Origin of the sequence: Lutibacter holmesii, assembly GCF_042679665.1 — a bacterium.
GTDB classification, from domain to species: domain Bacteria; phylum Bacteroidota; class Bacteroidia; order Flavobacteriales; family Flavobacteriaceae; genus Lutibacter; species Lutibacter holmesii.
In genome coordinates this window covers 827,189-845,438 of record NZ_JBHTMV010000003.1, presented here as the reverse complement: position 1 = coordinate 845,438, position 18,250 = coordinate 827,189, and the positions used below count along the sequence as shown (strand labels likewise).

At 29.7% G+C, this 18,250-nt stretch carries 19 protein-coding genes and 1 tRNA gene; 6 read left to right on the top strand and 14 right to left on the bottom strand.

The features are described from left to right. The first annotated feature begins 5 nt into the window (after positions 1-5). On the top strand, positions 6-500 hold the full coding sequence (locus ACFQ5N_RS06480; protein ID WP_386808676.1) for a metallophosphoesterase family protein: 495 nt from the start codon (positions 6-8) through the stop codon (positions 498-500). Between the two features lie 71 nt (positions 501-571). Here ACFQ5N_RS06480 and ACFQ5N_RS06475 read toward each other — a convergent pair whose 3' ends face one another. Next, positions 572-1,006, bottom strand: coding sequence for a DUF4293 domain-containing protein (locus tag ACFQ5N_RS06475; protein WP_386808675.1), 435 nt, complete (start codon positions 1,004-1,006; stop codon positions 572-574). Between the two features lie 218 nt (positions 1,007-1,224). Between ACFQ5N_RS06475 and rho the strand changes: the two genes are divergently transcribed. Continuing rightward, positions 1,225-2,952 (top strand): transcription termination factor Rho, encoded by a 1,728-nt coding sequence (gene rho, locus ACFQ5N_RS06470; RefSeq protein ID WP_386808674.1) that lies wholly within the window; start codon positions 1,225-1,227, stop codon positions 2,950-2,952. A gap of 128 nt (positions 2,953-3,080) precedes the next feature. Here rho and ACFQ5N_RS06465 read toward each other — a convergent pair whose 3' ends face one another. The 7 genes from ACFQ5N_RS06465 to ACFQ5N_RS06435 all read right to left on the bottom strand — a co-directional run bounded on the left by ACFQ5N_RS06465 (position 3,081) and on the right by ACFQ5N_RS06435 (position 10,796). Beyond that, a complete protein-coding gene (locus tag ACFQ5N_RS06465; protein WP_386808673.1) occupies positions 3,081-5,243 on the bottom strand; it encodes a peptidylprolyl isomerase in 2,163 nt (720 codons plus the stop codon). Positions 5,244-5,356: 113 nt separating this feature from the next. Next, the gene (locus tag ACFQ5N_RS06460; RefSeq protein WP_386808672.1) at positions 5,357-6,622 is read right to left on the bottom strand and encodes a hemolysin family protein; all 1,266 of its coding nucleotides are present in this window, start codon (positions 6,620-6,622) and stop codon (positions 5,357-5,359) included. 5 nt (positions 6,623-6,627) lie between these two features. Then, complete coding sequence (locus tag ACFQ5N_RS06455; RefSeq protein WP_386808671.1) at positions 6,628-6,816, bottom strand: hypothetical protein; 189 nt, start codon at positions 6,814-6,816, stop codon at positions 6,628-6,630. Positions 6,817-6,818: 2 nt separating this feature from the next. After that, a complete protein-coding gene (gene lptC, locus ACFQ5N_RS06450; RefSeq protein WP_386808670.1) occupies positions 6,819-7,379 on the bottom strand; it encodes an LPS export ABC transporter periplasmic protein LptC in 561 nt (186 codons plus the stop codon). A gap of 36 nt (positions 7,380-7,415) precedes the next feature. Beyond that, positions 7,416-8,756, bottom strand: a complete 1,341-nt coding sequence (locus ACFQ5N_RS06445; RefSeq protein WP_386808669.1) for a tetratricopeptide repeat protein — start codon at positions 8,754-8,756, stop codon at positions 7,416-7,418. A gap of 27 nt (positions 8,757-8,783) precedes the next feature. After that, positions 8,784-10,070 (bottom strand): hypothetical protein, encoded by a 1,287-nt coding sequence (locus tag ACFQ5N_RS06440; RefSeq protein ID WP_386808668.1) that lies wholly within the window; start codon positions 10,068-10,070, stop codon positions 8,784-8,786. Continuing rightward, positions 10,071-10,796, bottom strand: coding sequence for a type III pantothenate kinase (locus ACFQ5N_RS06435; protein WP_386808667.1), 726 nt, complete (start codon positions 10,794-10,796; stop codon positions 10,071-10,073). 97 nt (positions 10,797-10,893) lie between these two features. Here ACFQ5N_RS06435 and ACFQ5N_RS06430 point away from each other — a divergent pair. After that, positions 10,894-10,966 (top strand) — tRNA-Phe (locus ACFQ5N_RS06430). Positions 10,967-11,165: 199 nt separating this feature from the next. Here the strand turns inward: ACFQ5N_RS06430 and ACFQ5N_RS06425 are convergent. Then, positions 11,166-11,369, bottom strand: a complete 204-nt coding sequence (locus tag ACFQ5N_RS06425; RefSeq protein ID WP_386808666.1) for a hypothetical protein — start codon at positions 11,367-11,369, stop codon at positions 11,166-11,168. Between the two features lie 238 nt (positions 11,370-11,607). Here ACFQ5N_RS06425 and ACFQ5N_RS06420 point away from each other — a divergent pair, with 238 nt between their 5' ends. Continuing rightward, positions 11,608-12,180 carry a hypothetical protein gene (locus ACFQ5N_RS06420; RefSeq protein WP_386808665.1) on the top strand — a complete coding sequence of 191 codons (573 nt, stop codon included), beginning with the start codon at positions 11,608-11,610 and terminating at the stop codon, positions 12,178-12,180. A gap of 112 nt (positions 12,181-12,292) precedes the next feature. Here the strand turns inward: ACFQ5N_RS06420 and ACFQ5N_RS06415 are convergent, their stop codons facing one another. The 3 genes from ACFQ5N_RS06415 to ACFQ5N_RS06405 all read right to left on the bottom strand — a co-directional run bounded on the left by ACFQ5N_RS06415 (position 12,293) and on the right by ACFQ5N_RS06405 (position 14,041). Beyond that, a complete protein-coding gene (locus ACFQ5N_RS06415; RefSeq protein WP_386808664.1) occupies positions 12,293-12,919 on the bottom strand; it encodes a recombinase family protein in 627 nt (208 codons plus the stop codon). Between the two features lie 203 nt (positions 12,920-13,122). Then, positions 13,123-13,398, bottom strand: coding sequence for a hypothetical protein (locus ACFQ5N_RS06410; protein WP_386808663.1), 276 nt, complete (start codon positions 13,396-13,398; stop codon positions 13,123-13,125). Then, positions 13,388-14,041: a hypothetical protein gene (locus ACFQ5N_RS06405; protein ID WP_386808662.1), complete on the bottom strand. Its 654-nt coding sequence runs from the start codon at positions 14,039-14,041 to the stop codon at positions 13,388-13,390. The genes ACFQ5N_RS06410 and ACFQ5N_RS06405 overlap by 11 nt, the downstream gene beginning before the upstream one ends. Before the next feature lie 705 nt (positions 14,042-14,746). On the opposite strand from ACFQ5N_RS06405, the gene ACFQ5N_RS06400 reads away from it, so the two are divergent. Then, positions 14,747-15,280 carry a hypothetical protein gene (locus ACFQ5N_RS06400; RefSeq protein ID WP_386808661.1) on the top strand — a complete coding sequence of 178 codons (534 nt, stop codon included), beginning with the start codon at positions 14,747-14,749 and terminating at the stop codon, positions 15,278-15,280. Further along, entirely contained in the window at positions 15,280-15,807 is a 528-nt protein-coding gene (locus tag ACFQ5N_RS06395) for a hypothetical protein (protein WP_386808660.1), read from the top strand. The genes ACFQ5N_RS06400 and ACFQ5N_RS06395 overlap by 1 nt, the downstream gene beginning before the upstream one ends. 15 nt (positions 15,808-15,822) lie before the next feature. Here the strand turns inward: ACFQ5N_RS06395 and ACFQ5N_RS06390 are convergent, their stop codons facing one another. Together ACFQ5N_RS06390 and ACFQ5N_RS06385 are read right to left on the bottom strand one after the other, a co-directional pair. After that, positions 15,823-17,280, bottom strand: coding sequence for a hypothetical protein (locus ACFQ5N_RS06390; protein ID WP_386808659.1), 1,458 nt, complete (start codon positions 17,278-17,280; stop codon positions 15,823-15,825). A gap of 494 nt (positions 17,281-17,774) precedes the next feature. Continuing rightward, positions 17,775-18,056, bottom strand: a complete 282-nt coding sequence (locus ACFQ5N_RS06385; RefSeq protein WP_386808658.1) for a hypothetical protein — start codon at positions 18,054-18,056, stop codon at positions 17,775-17,777. Between the last annotated feature and the right edge of the window lie 194 nt (positions 18,057-18,250).

Here is an 18,250-nt window from a genome sequence, read left to right as displayed (position 1 = left end):
TTTCAATGAAAAAAATATTATTACTTTCAGACACTCATAGTTATATTGATGATCAAATTTTAAAATATGTACGGCAAAGTGATGAGGTTTGGCATGCAGGAGATATTGGCGATATTAAAGTTATTGATATGCTAAAAAAATTAAAACCCGTAAGAGCTGTTTATGGTAATATTGACAATCATTTAATAAGAAGTGAGTATCCTTTAGACTTAAAATTTACCATAGAAAATGTTAGCGTTTGGATAACACACATTGGTGGTTACCCAAATAGATATGACCCTAGAATTAGAGAGGAAATTAAGCTGCATACACCAACACTTTTTATAAGTGGACATTCACATATTTTAAAAGTGATGTTTGATAAAAAATTAAATTTACTGCATATGAATCCTGGAGCAGCTGGTAAACACGGCTTTCATAAAGTTAGAACCATGCTTCGGTTTGAAATTAATGCTGATAAAATTTCGAATTTAGAAATTATAGAATTGGCAAAACGATAAGTATATAAATGCAAAAAACCATTTCATAATGAAATGGTTTTCCTTGCACTAAATATACTAAGATGTTAGATTTATCGTAATCTATCCACAGATTTTACAAGTTCCTCATCCTTTTTAATTGCTTTGTTTGCTAACGCAACTAAAACAATAGTGAAAATAGGAATAAGCAACCCAATACCTTTCTCAGAAACAGTAATTTCTCCAGATAAATTTTGTGTAAAATATACGAGTATACCTAATAAAATAAAATTGATCAAAATTGATAACCGCCCTAACACAAATTGTAATTTTCTATTTTTAAATTTTAAAATAGCTAAAAATGTCCAAGCAGCTGAAACAAAAAATAACACCGACATTGTTTTTAACAAAACATTATCTGTACCAAAAGCATCTATAGCAAAAAAGTCTACACCTGCTTCATCAACCCATAAACTAAATACAAAAATCAACCCTGCTGATACCAACGTTGCTAAAAGTAAATAAACTGTTTGAATTCTTTGAATCATAAATTGTACTAATGAAATGCAAAAATACACTTAATTTTAAAAATATAAAGAGAAGTTATATAAAATAATTTTATATATTTGCAATGTACTACGTTAGAGTGGTATACAATTACTACAACATTTTCAACTTAATCACCCTTAGATTAATTTACACTAAAATACTTAGTATAATCTTAAGTAACTATAAAATACATTAATAATTTTTACATAATAACATAATGTTTGAAATTTCCCAATTAAAGGAGAAAACTCTTGTTGAATTACAAGAGATTGCGAAAGATATTGGCGCAAAAAAGTATAGCCAATTAAAAAAATTAGATTTAGTTTATTTAATTTTAGATATTCAAGCAGCAGCTCCTTCAAAGGTTATAAAACCTACAAATAAAACCGAAAATAAGCCTAAGCGCAAACGTGTTTTAAAACCAAAAACAACTGAAAGTGATGCTACAGCATTACCAAAGCCTACAGAGCCTGTGAAAAATAAGGCTCCACAACCCAAAAAGCAGCCTGTAAAAAAACCTGTACACCCTAATCAGAAAAAGCCTGCACAAACAAAATTAAATATTACAACTCCTGAAAAAACAGCTGAAACAGCTAAAGTTTCAGATGAAGTTGTGAAAACTCCGGTTCAAAAACCAGTTACTGAAACAGAAGAAAGAAAACCTCTTCCTAAAAAACAGCCTGTAAAAAAACCAGAGCAAAAAAACAAACCACAACAAGGACAACAAAATCAGCCAAATAAACGTCCTCAACAAAATCAAAATCAATCAAAAGATAATAAAGGACAACGTTCTAATTCAGGAAACCGTTATAAAGATCCTGGATACGAATTTGATGGAATTATTGAAAGTGAAGGTGTATTAGAAATGATGCCTGACGGATATGGTTTTTTACGTTCTTCAGATTATAACTACCTTTCTTCACCTGATGATATTTATTTATCTCAATCTCAAATTAAATTATTTGGATTAAAAACGGGTGACACAGTAAAAGGTGTGGTTAGACCTCCAAAAGAAGGAGAAAAATATTTCCCTTTAATTCGTGTTTCTAAAATTAACGGGTTAAATCCAAATGTGGTAAGAGACCGTGTTTCTTTTGAACACTTAACACCATTATTTCCACAAGAAAAATTTAATTTAGCAGGTAAATCTAGTACATTATCTACTAGAATTATGGATTTATTTAGTCCTATTGGAAAAGGACAAAGAGGTATGATTGTTTCGCAACCTAAAACAGGTAAAACAATGTTATTAAAAGACATTGCGAATTCAATTGCATCAAATCATCCTGAAGTTTATCAAATTATTTTATTAATTGATGAAAGACCTGAAGAGGTAACAGATATGCAACGCAGCGTTCGTGGTGAGGTTGTAGCATCAACTTTTGATGAACCTGCTGAAAAGCACGTAAAAGTAGCTAATATTGTACTTGAAAAAGCAAAACGATTGGTAGAATGTGGTCATGATGTTGTTATTTTATTAGACTCTATCACACGTTTGGCAAGAGCTTACAATACTGTGGCTCCTGCTTCAGGAAAAATATTATCTGGTGGTATTGATGCTAATGCTTTACATAAACCAAAACGCTTTTTTGGAGCTGCACGTAATATAGAAAATGGAGGTTCGTTATCAATTATAGCTACTGCTTTAACTGAAACTGGTTCAAAAATGGATGAAGTTATTTTTGAAGAATTTAAAGGAACTGGTAATATGGAGCTTCAATTAGAAAGAAACATTGCTAATAGAAGAATTTACCCTGCTATTGATTTAGTAAAATCGAGCACACGTAGAGATGATTTATTATTAGATCCTAAAGCGGTGCAACGTTTATGGGTATTGAGAAAATATTTAGCTGATATGAACCCTGTAGAAGCTATGGAGTTTATTAAAGATAAAATTCAATACACCAATTCAAATGAGGAGTTTTTAATCTCTATGAACGGATAATAATCCTTTTCATATCATTATAAATAAGAAACCGCTCAATTAAATTGAGCGGTTTTTTTTTGCTTTTGAATAAAAAAAATCCGAACAGTACATGTTCGGATTTTTTTATAAGTTATATCGTATACTTCTTAAAAGAAGCTAGCTCTATTATCATTAATATCAGCAGTTTCTTCTAACACTTGGTATAATTGGTATGTTCTACTTTTTAAACCAGTTGCAATTGCTTTTCTAAAGCTCTCATAGTTTTCAATATCAATAGGAGGATCACGCTTTGTAACTTTTACAAAGAATACACCTTTTACACCAGGAATCATTTCAGAAACCTCATTCAATGTAATTGTTGACATTGCACCAACAACTGCAGGCTCATTACCTACACCTGTAATAATTGGACTAGCTAAGTTAATTGAAGAAGCATTTCTAACATTTGTAGATCCGCTTGCAGCAATCTCTTCTAAAGTATCTCCTGAAAGTTTATCACTAATCATTTCAGCTTTTTTCTCGTTCATTAATAACGGACGAACTTCAGCAATAATTTCAGGGCTTAAAGCAACTTCATCTTTACTAGTTTTTTCGGTAAGGTAAACAATTGCGTATCCTCTTTGTCCATTTACATCAATATCAAAACGTTTAGAATCTCCAACATTTCTTTCTGAATTAAATGCCCAAGTAACAATTTGACGTTGATTAGTTAAACCAGGAACTTCTTCATCTAACGCTTTTAAGTTTAAAGCAGATTTTAAGTTAAATCCTTTTTCTGCAGCAACTTCTTCAATAGTGTTACCTTCAGCAATAGTAGCAGCTAATGTTTCAGCTTGCTCAAAAATATTGTTTTCAGTTTCTTCAGAAGCTTCAATTAAACGAGCAAATGTTGCTAATTTAACTGCTTTTTTAGATGCAGTTTGCTCTTCAATTTTAATAATATGAAATCCAAAAGCAGTTTCTACTACTTTTATACTTCCAGTTTTATTTTTGTAAATAAAATCTGCAAAGTCTTTATCGAAACCAGCACTAAACGCTTGGTCTTTACGAATCCAACCAATGTCTCCACCTTTACCTTTTGTTCCATCTGTATTAATTTCATTTGCAACTTCAGTAAATTTAGTTTTATTATTTCTAACCAATTTAAAAATACTATCTGCAGATGCTTTGGCATCTTCTTTAGATTTTAAAGAAGTAGATCTTGTAGAACCAGCGTAAGGAATAATAATATGACTAGATTTTACTGAATCTGGTAATTGTAAAACTTCAACTAATTTTGAAATTTTGTAATATCCATTTTCTTTGTAAGCTCCAATAACATCACCAACTTCAGCATTAAACACTTGTTCAGCAATAGTTCTTGCAACTTGACTTCTATATTTATAACCAGTATCAAGAGATAAATCAGATCTGTTATCACTTAAAAACTCAGCATAATCTGTTGCATTTTTTAAACCTGCAATTTTAACTGTAGCTTTTGCAGCATTGCTATATTCTTCTCTATCATTAATAAAGCTTTCAACTTCAGCTTTTGTAGCTTGATCATCAGCCAAAGAAGGTACTATATCAAATTTTACATACTCTAAAGAACGTGTAGCTTCTGGCTTGTACTTTTTAGTGTTACTAACTACGTAATTTCTAATATCGCTTGTAGAAACTTCAGCAATACTATCAACTACAGACGAGTAAGGAACATATACAAACTGACCTGTAATACTTGAATTTTTAAACAAGTAATCTTCTTTCCCTTCTTCAACAGAAGTTCCAAGACCTGCAACTACTAATGAGGTATAAGCTTGACGCTCTAAATTTTGTTTGATACTTTTCTCAGTATTTAACCAATTGTACCAAGCTTCTGTATTTCCAGAATCAGCTTCGTCTTTTAAATTTGCGATGTATTCTTTTAATTTTTCTTCATCAAACAAGTTTGCTTGATTTTTGAAAAGAGGTGAGCTTTGAATTTCAGGTAATGCAACCATTGCATCCCAAATATCTTTTTCACCTACAACTATTCCAGCTTCATTAAGCTGAGTTTCAAATATTTTTTCGCCTACAAAGGTATCCCAAACAGCATTTACTGCTTGAATTTGTGTTGCTCTACCACCACTTTGGGCTCTATAAGATTCAACCTGACGTGCAAATTCTTCACGATCAATTTCGTGACCATTTACCTCACCAATTGAATTTACTTTACTAGCACTAAAAAAATTTTGAATAGAGCTTGGGTCCAATACAAACGCAAAAAGCGCTAAACCTACAATTAGGATTAGGAACATTGAACGATCTCTAATTTTTGATAAAATTGCCATTATTATATTTAGTTTAATTACAGTGTGCGAAAATACAATTTACTATTCAATTATAAAAGTGAAATAGCCAATATTAATGGTAAAATTAAGGGAAAAGAAAACCTAAAAATATTTTAATCTTCTTGATCTAAAACTTTAAGATAAACTTCTAATATTTTTGAAGAATCTACCTTTAACATTTTAAAGTTAAGATTGTTAATTTTAATGATTTCATCTTGAGTTGGAATGTCTTCATTATGATATACTATAAAACCTCCCAAGGTTTCATAAGCTTCGTTTTCTTCTAAATTTAGATTGTAGGTTTCATTTAAATAATCAACCTCTAAACGTGCTGAAAGTTCAAATTCACGTTGATTTATACAATTTTCTAATAGTTCAACTGTATCGTGTTCATCAATAATTTCACCAAATAATTCCTCAACAATATCTTCAATAGTTATGATTCCTGAAGTTCCACCAAACTCATCTAACACAACAGAAATGCTTCTTTTTTTCTTTATCAATACATTTAATACGTTATTGATTAGCATACTTTCAGGAACAAATTCAACTGGTAATAAAATAGACCGAATATTTTTGGGCTTTTTAAAAAGTTCAAAAGCGTGTGCATACCCTAAAACATCATCTAAAGATCCTTTGTACACCAATATTTTAGAATATCCTGTTTGAACAAATAGCTTTTTTAGATTTGCAATGCTCTCATTTATTTCAACAGCAACAATTTCGGTTCTAGGAATCATAATTTCTCTAGATTTTAAATTATCAAACTCTAATGCGTTTTGAAAAATTTGAATTTCACTATCTACATCTTCACTATCTTTAGCATTCTCAAGTTGCTGGGTAATATAATTTCCCAATTCAGCTTTACTAAATTCCTTTTGCTCCAACTCATTGGTTGAATTAAAAAATCGCTTCAAAAAAAAGTCTGAAATTGCAGTAATAAAATCAGAAATAAAGTGAAAAAGAATATAAAAAACATATGCAAATGGTGCAAAAATTAACAACGCCTCATTGGCATAAATTCTAAACAAAGCTTTTGGCAAAAACTCTGCTGTAACCAAAATCAAAATGGTAGAAATAATGGTTTGTATTAATAAAACTGTGAAGTTATTTAGTGATTCTACCGGTAAAAAACTAATAATTAGTTCACCCATAAAAAAACTATAAACCACTAAAGCAATATTATTACCAACCAACATTGTGGTAATAAATTTTGAAGATTTTGATGTGATTTTAGAAAGAATTTTAGCAATAATTCCTTCTTTCTTTTTTTCTAATTCAATTTGAAATTTATTTGCAGAAACATAGGCAATTTCCATCCCTGAAAAAAAGGCTGATAATAAAACCGAAACTAATATTACTGCAATTTGAATTTCCATATAATTTATTTACTGTTATCTATTTTTTTCCTAAACCGCTTTCTAAAAAAATACATACAAATGGCTAATACCGAAAAAAAGAGCGTCAAATAAGCAGACATTCTATCTTCATTCCATTTTAAAACGGTTTCTACTAAAAACACTATGGCTATAATTAAATAACCTAATTCAAATATTTTTGAAATTCCCTTCATTTTTATTCTCTAATAGATAGTACTCCTGTTTGATTTTTTACCCACCAATTTTCTAAATCTTCGGTTGCCTCAAAACCGGTTCCGTAAATAGTATCTGTTGCAGTATAAAAGGCAAATTTTTTCTCAGTAAAAAAGTAATGTGTTTTTTGATCCCAATAAATTTGCTCTGTTAACAATTTGTTCTTTTGAGCGTGATTTAAAACAACTACATTATTTTTTATTTCAGATACTTCTGTTTTTTTATAGCTTTTAGCATAATCACCTTTTATAGTAGTAGAATCTCCATTTTTATCAATATTAATAATTGTAATTCCCTTTGGAAAAACAGTATACGGATGATCTTCTCTATTACTAAAATCAAGCATTAAAGGAGCTCTCATTTTAACATCAACTCTACCCGAATCAGTATGTTGGTGCACAACTTGAAACGCCTCACCAATAGGAAGGTTTTTATCAGCTAAAAAATCCTTCACTTCTTTCGCACTATTTGTACATGAAAAAAACATTGTTATTGATAAAACAATAACAATGTTTTTTAAAATATTTACAACTGATTTTGTCATTGAACAAATATATCAATTATATATGTTAAATCTAATTTATGGAACTCTAACTGTTTCATTAATCCAACATCCAATCTTATGTGAAGATCCTGAAGGAATTCCTGCAACAAATAAATCTTTCTTAGATGGCATGTTTGCAGAATATGCTTTAATGTATTTATTTGCAATTCCAGAAACACTTGGATCAACAGATTTTGCTTTTACAGCTTTATTTACCGCTGCCACATACACCATTCTTTTTGAAACTACATCAGTTCCACAAGAGTTAGCACTTGAAGCATACATAGATGCAATTAATAAATAAGCTCTACCATTACTTGGTGCATACTTTAATGCCTCGTAGCAATAAGATCTAGCTTCTGACTTTCTACCTTTTTTCATTTGATTTTGAGCCACTTTTAAAAGGTAACCAGATTTTTTATAAGGATTTGGTTCTTGCTCTACTGCTTGTTTAAAATACTCATTAGCTTTAGTAGTTTCACCATTTTTCATTAATATACCAGCGTAAAATACAGATGCTTGCGGAGAAGGATCAGCTTTTACATAAGCTTCAACTAAAGTATCATAAAAAGGATCATCAGTACATTCTTTGTTATACATTCTTGATACCGCTCTTCTTAACCAAACAGGATCAGCTTTATGAGCATCAAAATTCTTTTTATTTAAAGGAATTAAGTTTTCACAAGTTGAAATTGAAGATAATCTACTATCTAATCCAGATTCGATTTGCATTAAAGCTTTTAAATTTTGTTGGTAAATTTTTCTATTCTTTTTATCCTTAGCACTTAAAGTTAAAGAATCTTTTGCGTTAATAGCATCAACTTTTTTGAAATAAGAGTTTCTTTTTAATTCAACACCTTCAATTACTTCATCATAAGTATCAAATACAAGTTGTGGGTCTGTATCTTTATTTCTAGACATTACACCATCAAAATATCTTAAAATATTTTTTCCTGACATTGCTGTAGGATCAATTTCAAAAGCTTGTTGTAATAATTCAAAAACTTTTTCTTCTGAAGCTCCATTAGCAGCCATAAAAGTTGCCATATCACTAAATACCTTTGGCTTATCAGCAGGGAAATGGTCTAAACGTTGCATATATACACGTTTTACTAATTCTTTTGCTGTTTCTTTTTCTGCAGCAGATGCATTTTTAAATTTATGCTTGGCAATAACTACACCATACTTGTAAATGTTTACAGATAGTTTTGGGCAATTATCCATACACCACATCCAATTTGTAAATGCTTCATCATACTTCTTTGCCTTGTACTCTCCTTTAAACAAATTGTATTTAATATTACATTCATCAGCCCCTTGTGAAAAAACAATTGGAGCTGTTGCAATAAAAAATATAAAAGTTAAAATTTGCTTCATGTTTTTCATCGTCCTATTTTATTTAATTTAATTAATTTGTCGTTTTTGAAACCATTTATCACCAAGTGAGATACTCATTCTGAAATTAAAAAAGTCTTCTTGAACTAAATTATTTCCAGTTTCACCTCTTTTACCATACTCGAACCCTAAATTCAAATTTGATATTTGTTGTTTTCCTACAGGTAATCCTACACCAAAAGATATGCCAAAACTACCTAATTCTTCAAAATTTTCTCCTGTTTTATCACCATCAACCTTTAAACCTGAATCCTCCATATAAAAACCAGCTCTATATGTAACTCTATTCCAATAACTTAGAATAGAATTGTATTTTGGTGTGTAAAAACCACCAATTGAAAATCTGTTATAATCTGAATATTTAATGTTTGGTGTCTCGTAAATACTTTCTTCTAATTCAGAAGCTTTTTGATATGAATAATCTACACCTGCATACCATTTATTATCTCTTCCAACACCAATACCTATGGTGGATTTAATTGGATTTTTTAAATTACTATAATTAGTATTACTTAAAATAGTGTCTTTCGCAATACTTGTAGAAAGCGGGTTTACTGTATATAAATATTCTTTTTCTTTTGATTCAATATCATTTCCTAAAATAAAATTACCACCAGCATATACTTGGGTAAACTCATTAATTTTTGTAGTGTATTGAAAGCCAGCATTCAATTTAAACCCAGCAACATTAGATACAGTTTCATATTTAGTTGCTAAAGTAGCATCATCAACTTTATTTAAAATGCTATTGGTAATTTTACCAAAAATATAATCTCCTTGCAAACCTAAATTTAAACCTTTTATTGGCGAATAACCAAAACCTAAGAACACTCTACTTGTACCACCTTCTCCTTTAAAATAACTTGTATCTTCAGTATTACCATCGCTATCAGAATTTATTGATAATAAATTGTAACCAACAGAAGTATTTGGAAGTATACCAAAAGAAAGCCCTCCTTTTTTACCAATATTAAAACCCATTGCTAAGTAAGACAAGTAAGTAGCTGAAGCAATTTGCGAATCATCTTTTTGTGAAACTTTCGAATTTTTACTTACCAAACCTAACGTGTAACTTGTAAATTTCAACGATGCATTTGACGCTGGATTAGATAAGTTTAAGCGATGTACTTCACTCAATGCAACTCCAACACCTCCCATACTTAACTGCTCTGTAGTTGCCGAATTATTTTTATCGCCAATACCAAAAAAAGAGTAGACCGAAGTATTGTTAATTTGAGCAAAACCACTCACAGAAATCAATAGTGTTATTATTACAACTATTATTTTTTTTATCATTTAGTCTAAATTATAGGTCAAAATCCTGTTTAATCCTTCCAATAAAAAATTTGGAATGGCAAATATGCTATTTTTTAATCTATTTGACAAGAAATTAACATCTCCACCTGTTAAAACTACTGTTAAATCTTGATTTTTTTCTTTATACTTTTTGATTGTTCCATCAATTTCATTTATAACACCGTTTACAACACCCGAATGCATGCTACTTACCGTAGAATCACCAATATAATTACTTGGAAAAGATGGTTCTAACAAAGGTAATTTCTCTGTAAATGTATTTAAAGCTTTATAACGCATTTGTAAACCTGGAGAAATACCTCCACCAAAATACAAACCTTCACTATTCAAAAAGTCATATGTTATACAAGTTCCAGCATCAATAATTAAAACATTTTCATTAGGAAACTTTTTAACTGCAGAGGAAACAAGAGCAATTCTATCAACACCAAGCGTTTTTGGAGTGGAATAACAATTTTTAAAAGGTAATTTTGTTTCAGAATTTAAAATTATCAGGTCAATTTTAGACTCTAAAACTATAATTTCATTTTTTTTTATGGGTCCAACAAAAGAAATTATTCCCTGCTTACATTTATAGTTTTCAATAAGAGCTAAAGCCTCTTTTAATAAATTTTCATATGTAAATATTTCATAATGAATTAATTCGCTCTTATTAAAAACAGCCATTTTCACTCTTGAATTTCCAACATCTATAATTAAGTTCATCCCTTTTTTTTTCAAGCAATAAAAATACAACAGATTTTTTAAAAATTGTTTGGATTAATCTAAAAAATGAACGTATATTTGCAACCGCTAAGGCAATGGTACCTTAGCTCAGTTGGTAGAGCAAAGGACTGAAAATCCTTGTGTCCCTGGTTCGATTCCTGGAGGTACCACTTTTAAAATTGCAAACCCTTGATTTTCAATTGATTATCAAGGGTTTTTTCTTTAACAGCGTGATTTACAGCGTAATATACAGATACAAAAAAAGGAAGCTTACACCTCCTTTTCACATACTATAAATAATTATAGTTAAATCTCCTCTGAAACAATAATCCACCACCTTACTTATCAGTTAACAATTTGACACCGTAACTACAGACCAAATACTTGTTTGATGTGCGCTGGTGCGTATCGTTTTTGGTTACCAATTCTTCTAGCAACTTTAATTTCTCCAGCATTCTCCATCTTAATTAATGTCGTATGACTTTTAAAACCTCCTAAATACAATACTTCTGCACTATTCAACAAACGTCCACAGTTAAGCAAATCTTGCTCAACCATTCCACTATTCTTCATAAATCTTTTAGATTTATTCGTAAGACATCTTTAATTTGACAATAATCTACTTCGGTTTTTTCAGTCAATTACCTAATTTGACAGCGTAAATGAATAACATTCTTACTCGCTTTTATTCACTTAATATCAAGTTACTGCAAATATACTCCCGAAATGAAAAAAATACAAGGGTAAACAGCCAGTATTTTTAAAAAAAACAAAATAAAGTTTAACTTTGAGCTAAATTTAAAAAAACGTTATGAAAAAAATTGTATTATTATTTGTTATTAATTTAGTTTTATTTGGATGCTCAAAAGATAATGATGGTGGCTCATCTGATTATAATGGTTATTATTTTGAAACAACCTATCTCGATGTAACCTATGTTGATGAAAGTTACTATGTTGGCGGTGTAGAATTAGGAGCAGATGCTTGCACATCTACTAATGATTTAATTGGCACATCTCTAGGACAGCTTGAAAAATCAAACTTTTTTATTGATGCACATTTTATTCATTATGAAAATCAGTCCGATTTTGAAAGCAACAAAAGTGATGCTTCAAATCTTACAGCCAATAAGTATTCTCTTTATGATTGTTTTAACAATTTAGAACTAAGCATTAATTTTGTTTTAGATAATCAAGATTTAATTCTAGATGAATCAAAAAATAATGTTAGTAAAATTAATAAAATAACTATAGTTAATGAAACCAACCTAGAGATAACATACTCTATAGAAGGTGAGTATATCGGAAACTTTAAAAACACCACCAGCAATTCTACAGCTTCACTTGTTGGTAATTATAGAGTACCAATAATTGTCTTAAAATAATGATTAGACCCACTTTTAAAAATTAGAATTCAAATAACAATCGCCAGGGATCCTGGCAATTGTTATTTGAATATCATTTAAAAATTATTTTGAAGTGACATTAAGCCAGCGGTTAAGCTACATTATTTAATAATTTCTTTACCTTTTGCACAGTACCACTAGATTTGCCCGTTAAGGTCATTATATTACGAACTGACTGCTTTTGCTTAACAAACTTTACAATATCTGAATGTTGAACCAACAACTTTTTCACATCTTTAGTAGAGCCAACTTTGCGCCCTAACTTACCACCACTTCTAATATATTTATCTCTTCCAGAATCTAACCTAGATTTTATCAATCGTAGTTCTGCGGATGCAAATGTCGATGCTATGGATAACATGGTCTGTACCATACCGTTAATTTCACCCCCCTCTAAAAGCGTATGTAACTTGAAATTATCGATAATCACGTTAATACGATACTCATTACATTTTTCTAGGAATAACGCAAATGAGCTAATCTTACGGCTAATACGTGAAGTTTCTAATGCTATTATATGTTTCACATCATTTCCAATCGCAAATTCTAATATTTCAGCGTTTACCTCGTCATTTTTTGTACCCGACTGATAATAACTAAATTCTTTAATAATCTGGTATGTGTTACCATAGTTTGAAATTAATTCTTCGCTTTGACGGGTTACGTCTTGTTTGCTGTCGTTAGTGGAGCAACGTGATATTATAATAGCTTTTTCCATACCATAAAGATAAGAATAAGCCTGGGTAAAAACTAATAAAACTCAATAAAACCAGGGGCTGTGTATCTTTTTTAATCAAAGAATTATTGTGATACAAAAAACTGTATCAAATTTCATCTATTGTAGATTTAAAATGATACAGTTTTGGTTTTGATACGGTAATTATAAATTTGTTCTTATAAAACTATAAACTTATGATAGCATTACCTAACTTCATAAGCGTTGAAAATTTTAGCCTGTGGCATAAGTTCACTTGCCAGTTTCCTAGCTCTGGAATTATTGGTACTAAACACCTTTATTTTGCTTCTGTAACCATTCAAGCTAAAATTAACTATATAACTTTTACCTTCGTTTGAATGTTCGTCTATAACTTCTCTAGCGGTTCTTCCTGTCATTTTTAATTCAAGACCTTTTGGAGTTATCATATTGAAATTGTCAATTAGAATGTTAAACTGTCTTTGTGTAACTCTATATCTCATAATCAAGTTTTTCCTTTTTTAAATTGTTGCCATTAAACCCCCAACTTTCTGTATAAAAATCCTTTTTATCCTTAATTGAGTAAAATAGAAATCCTTTTTTGAAATCGTATGTATCAACTTCAATTCGGTCATCTTTAAAATAGCGTTCTAAATGCTTTATGATTATCGGTTGTAACTTTTTATTTTCAATGTTTAAAACAGCATGTGTGTGATAACCGCTACCACCAGCATACTTTTCTGAATTATATAGAATTCTCAAATTTGTCTTAGCACCATATTTGCTATTTATTTCGTCATAAAATTGTGAAATCCTACTGGTGCAATATTCCAATGAAGCCCCTTTTGGGCTAATGGTAATTATATGTGTCCACTTTAAAAACCATAATTTTTTAACAAGCGGATTTCCAGTTTGCAATGCCAATAATAGGTTTGACATCATTCTGTTAGCCTCATTGTACGCTTTGTTACTTTCAAATAACTCATCTATGTTCCAGAATCTTTTGTGGGATATTGGTACTACTCTACAGCGATTTTTCATTTTCGTTTCCTCTTTGAGCTTAGGATTGTTAGCGTAAAATCTAAAGATTGTTCTTCTATTAACATTAACTCTTTGAGCAAAATCATCAATTTTTTCATATTTCATTTTGTTTGTTTTTATTATTATAAACCCTTATTACGTATACTAGTAAAGGCGTTTTAACCTATACTTGTATTATATAAGTATCTAAAAAAAACTGAAAGTGCCGATTTTGTCGCTATTTTGTAGATATTTTTTTATAAAGTACCAAATATCAACTATGACAATTGTGTCACAGTTATAAATAAATATGAATTTGTATTGGTAATTTCATTTTCCATACCGAATGCTCCGCTGAAACACGTTATTTGGTTTGCTAAGAATGGGAGTATACCAAGTTGGGTTGCATACTAGTAATGTAGGCTATAGGTAGGGAGTACCGCCACCCATAGCTTTAAATTTTCATTGAATCGCTAGAATAGAAACGTGTCGTTTGAAAATTATATGCAACTATAAAACAGCGTTTTTTGCTATAAAATCAAGGGCAACAGCTTCATTTTGCTCAATAGTAATTTGGGTAGTTTTATTTAACTATTTCAAATAAATTGTATGTAATTTATTAAATGGATCATTTGACGTTGTCAAATGCCCCATTTAATTGACAGCTAATCTTGTTACTAAATAATTACTTTCAGGCTTTGCTATTATTATAACGGCTAATCCTATTAATGTTTCAAATTCAGTTCTTATAAAAGGGTTCGTATTGAAGTTTACCCTACTAATTCAACTAAACTTATTTATTGTACATTAGTATTGTAAAAGTAAATTGTTATGACTGAAAAACAAAAAATTGAAGAAAATATAGTACACAAAGTAAAAATTGGAATTGAATCAAATGAATTAAATATTCATAATACTATAGAAGAAGTAAGACATAGTAATAGAACTTTTGACAGTTTGATTGTCGTTATTAGTGGTGGTGGAATTTATACCGTATTGGAAAGTATAAAATACGTACTAAGTGAAGATGAAATATCGGTGAATTTAACTTGTTTAAAAGCTTCAGGTGTATTATTCTTATTTGTTATAATAATAAATTTATTAACTCAAATATCAACTGTAAACGCTGGTAATATTGCTATTCAAATTGGTAAAAAAAATTTAGATGATTACAAGAATTATTTAAGAACAGAAAACCCCTCTTTTTTAATACAAACTGATGAGGAAAAATCAAATAGCAATAAGGTAAATAGACATAATAAAATTATACATTGGAGTAATATTATATCAATAGCTTTCATATTAATAGCCATATTCAGCTTGATATTTTTCTTTTGGAATATAGCGCCAACACAAACCAATTAATGGATAAATCAACACTAGACTGGGTTCTAAATAAACACTTCAAATATGATAGATTATTTGGAGAATCAACAATTAAAAAATACTTTGTTAAATACTACGTCAATAACCAAGATGGCAGCAAGTTTGACTTTATTTGGTCATTCTACCAGTACCAAATAATTAAAACAACTGAAACCACATCTAATATATATTTATTGAATGATATTCTTTCAAAAATCTATTTCCAAATGGTGCAATTTAGAAGGAAATATGATAATGAACTTGCTAATGATTTAATGCAATTGAGTTTAGATTGTAGCGTTAAAAGCTATATGCCAGTTGATGGGTTCAAAATGGAAATTAGTATTATATCAAATGCCTGTGATTGTGATTATTGTGAATCGATGAATGGTAAAAAGTTTGATGGTAATGATATGCTAATTAACAAACGTTACAGAGCTGAAAAATGCACATCATCAAAAGGTTGTAGGACTATTTACTCACAAGTACCTGCAAGAGATAAAAAAGGTAAGTTAAATAGAATTTAATTCCAAAAGATAGTTTTAGAATTTATATATACTTGATTCAATTTTATTTATTTCATCTACAAACATTTTGGCTTTGTCTAACATGTTCGCTTTATTATAGATTTTAGCCATCCTGTTTTTTTGTGTTGCTTCTGGATGGGTCATATTATCGATTGCAGTTGGATTTACCTGTTTATTATATAAATTAGTATAAAATGTCTTTTTACAGTCGTGTGTGGTAATTAATTCGTGTAACGGCTTCTTCATCCTAATCTCACCGCTTCTATATGTTCTTAAAACCTCATCCTCAGACCTATCAAACTTTAGCTTTTTAAACAATATCTTTATATGTTTATTAATAGTTGGATTTGCCCCATACGCTGGCAATGTATTATTGTACTTTTCCAAAATATTTAATACTGGTTCTAACAAGGGAATATATATCTCTGTTTTTGTTTTGTTCTGCTTACTATGAATATATTTGAAATTATATCCACCCTCATTATACACTTGAACTTTAGCTTCTTTGGAATCCTTCATACTTTCAAACCTCATACCTGTTAAGCTTCCAATTATCATATACTCTTTTGCCATCTGCAAATCCTCATCATCGCCAGCATCATATTTAATTATCACCTTTATCTCATCTTCGGTTACATAAACATCTTTAGACGCCTCCTCCTTCTCCAAAATAATGTTTTTATCATATACATTTAGCAAAAAATCTGCGTTTAGCTCACTATCTTCTTTAGCATCCTTTAACGTTTTAACAAATGTAGTTTGGTACTTCCTTAAAGTTGTTTTTAAGTACCCGTAATCTTGTTTTCTTTGTTTTCTAGGTTGTTTTGGATTATTAATTTGAATTTTATCCTTCAAAATATCATCCATCACATCCCAAAACTCCCAATATTGTTTAACTCCAAAATTTTCAAATGTTATTACACTACTTGTTGCAATTTGGTAATTTTCAATTAAATGACTAACCGTCCTATATGTTTTAATAGTATTTGGAGCTATACTGCTCCTTTTTCCCATATTACTTTCCTCTTCGCTCTTTTTTATTTTAGAATACAAATAATCTAATATTTTATGCTCACCCAAAACTTTTCTTTTAACACGTCCCAATTCAATTAGTAAATCATGCTTAAATTCACTCGGTGTAGGTATTATTCCAGATAACACATACCTATCTACTAACAAATCAATATTTTCTTGCAACCTTCCCATTTTTGTTCGTATCGAAGCATTATTTCTTGTTGCTTTCTTAAATACCTCCTTATCGAACTTGAAATTCTCTGTTGCTTTTCCAAACTTAACTGGCTCAATCGAAGCATTTAATGCAATCCTAAAAGGTTTAGCTCTTTTGTTACCGATACCATCTAAACCAACGTAACCGTAGTTAATCTCAACCATAATCGGCTCTCTTCTTATTCTTTGGTCAACAGTTTGCTTATTTTGGTTCTGTAAATAATATCTAATTGTCGGTGTATTCATAATACAGCGTAATTTACAGCGTATTTTTGTGATAACAAAAGGTTATTTATGAAATTAAATGAAATGTGCTTTTTTTCAAAGCCTTACTATATCTGTTATTATTAAAGAGTTTGTTAAAATTTGGCTGAAAATGAAATGTAAATTTGTAGTTCTGGAGGTACCACAAATAACACCCTGTAAACATTGAGTTTACAGGGTTTTTTGTTTTTAGAACACAATACTTAAATTCAAAAACACAAACTTTTCTCCACTTTTAAGCTTTAACTTAAAATTATGGTTTATATACAAAACACATTATTTAAATTCCTCTTGAATATTATGAAACCCCTTTAACCATATATTTAATAACATTTATAAAAGATCTCATTTTAAAATCTAACACTTAGATCAACATATTAAAAGTTAAGGAACTCATATTGAATTCAAATAAAACTATAAAATAAAAAAGCCGTAAAAAAATTTACGGCTTTCTATTTTAACTAAAAAATATGTTATTATTTGTCGTCATCTAAATCTACATCTCCTAAGTCAATTTCATCAACTACATCTTCAGAAATTTCAACATCATGACTTTCCATACTATCAACTAGTTCATCACTAATTTTTACCAAATACACCGTATCTTCCGTTTTAACCTCAACGGCATCTACATATTGCCCTTTGGGGTTGGTAAAATGAATAATATCACGAATTCCATATCCATCAGGAAATTTTTCTACTAACAACTTCAGAATTTCTGGTGTTAGTTTTTTATAATCAACTATTACTCTCTTCAAAATAAAACAGTTATAAATTACACTTCTATTACTAATCTAGCACCCCATAAACAGGATTGATAATTTCAAATATATAAAAATATTTAAATCAAAAAATAAAAATATGATTTTAAACTACATTTTTTTAATATTCTAACTGTCAGTTTTTTAAAACAAAAAAGCCAAGATACATCTTGGCTTTTAACATTGTATTT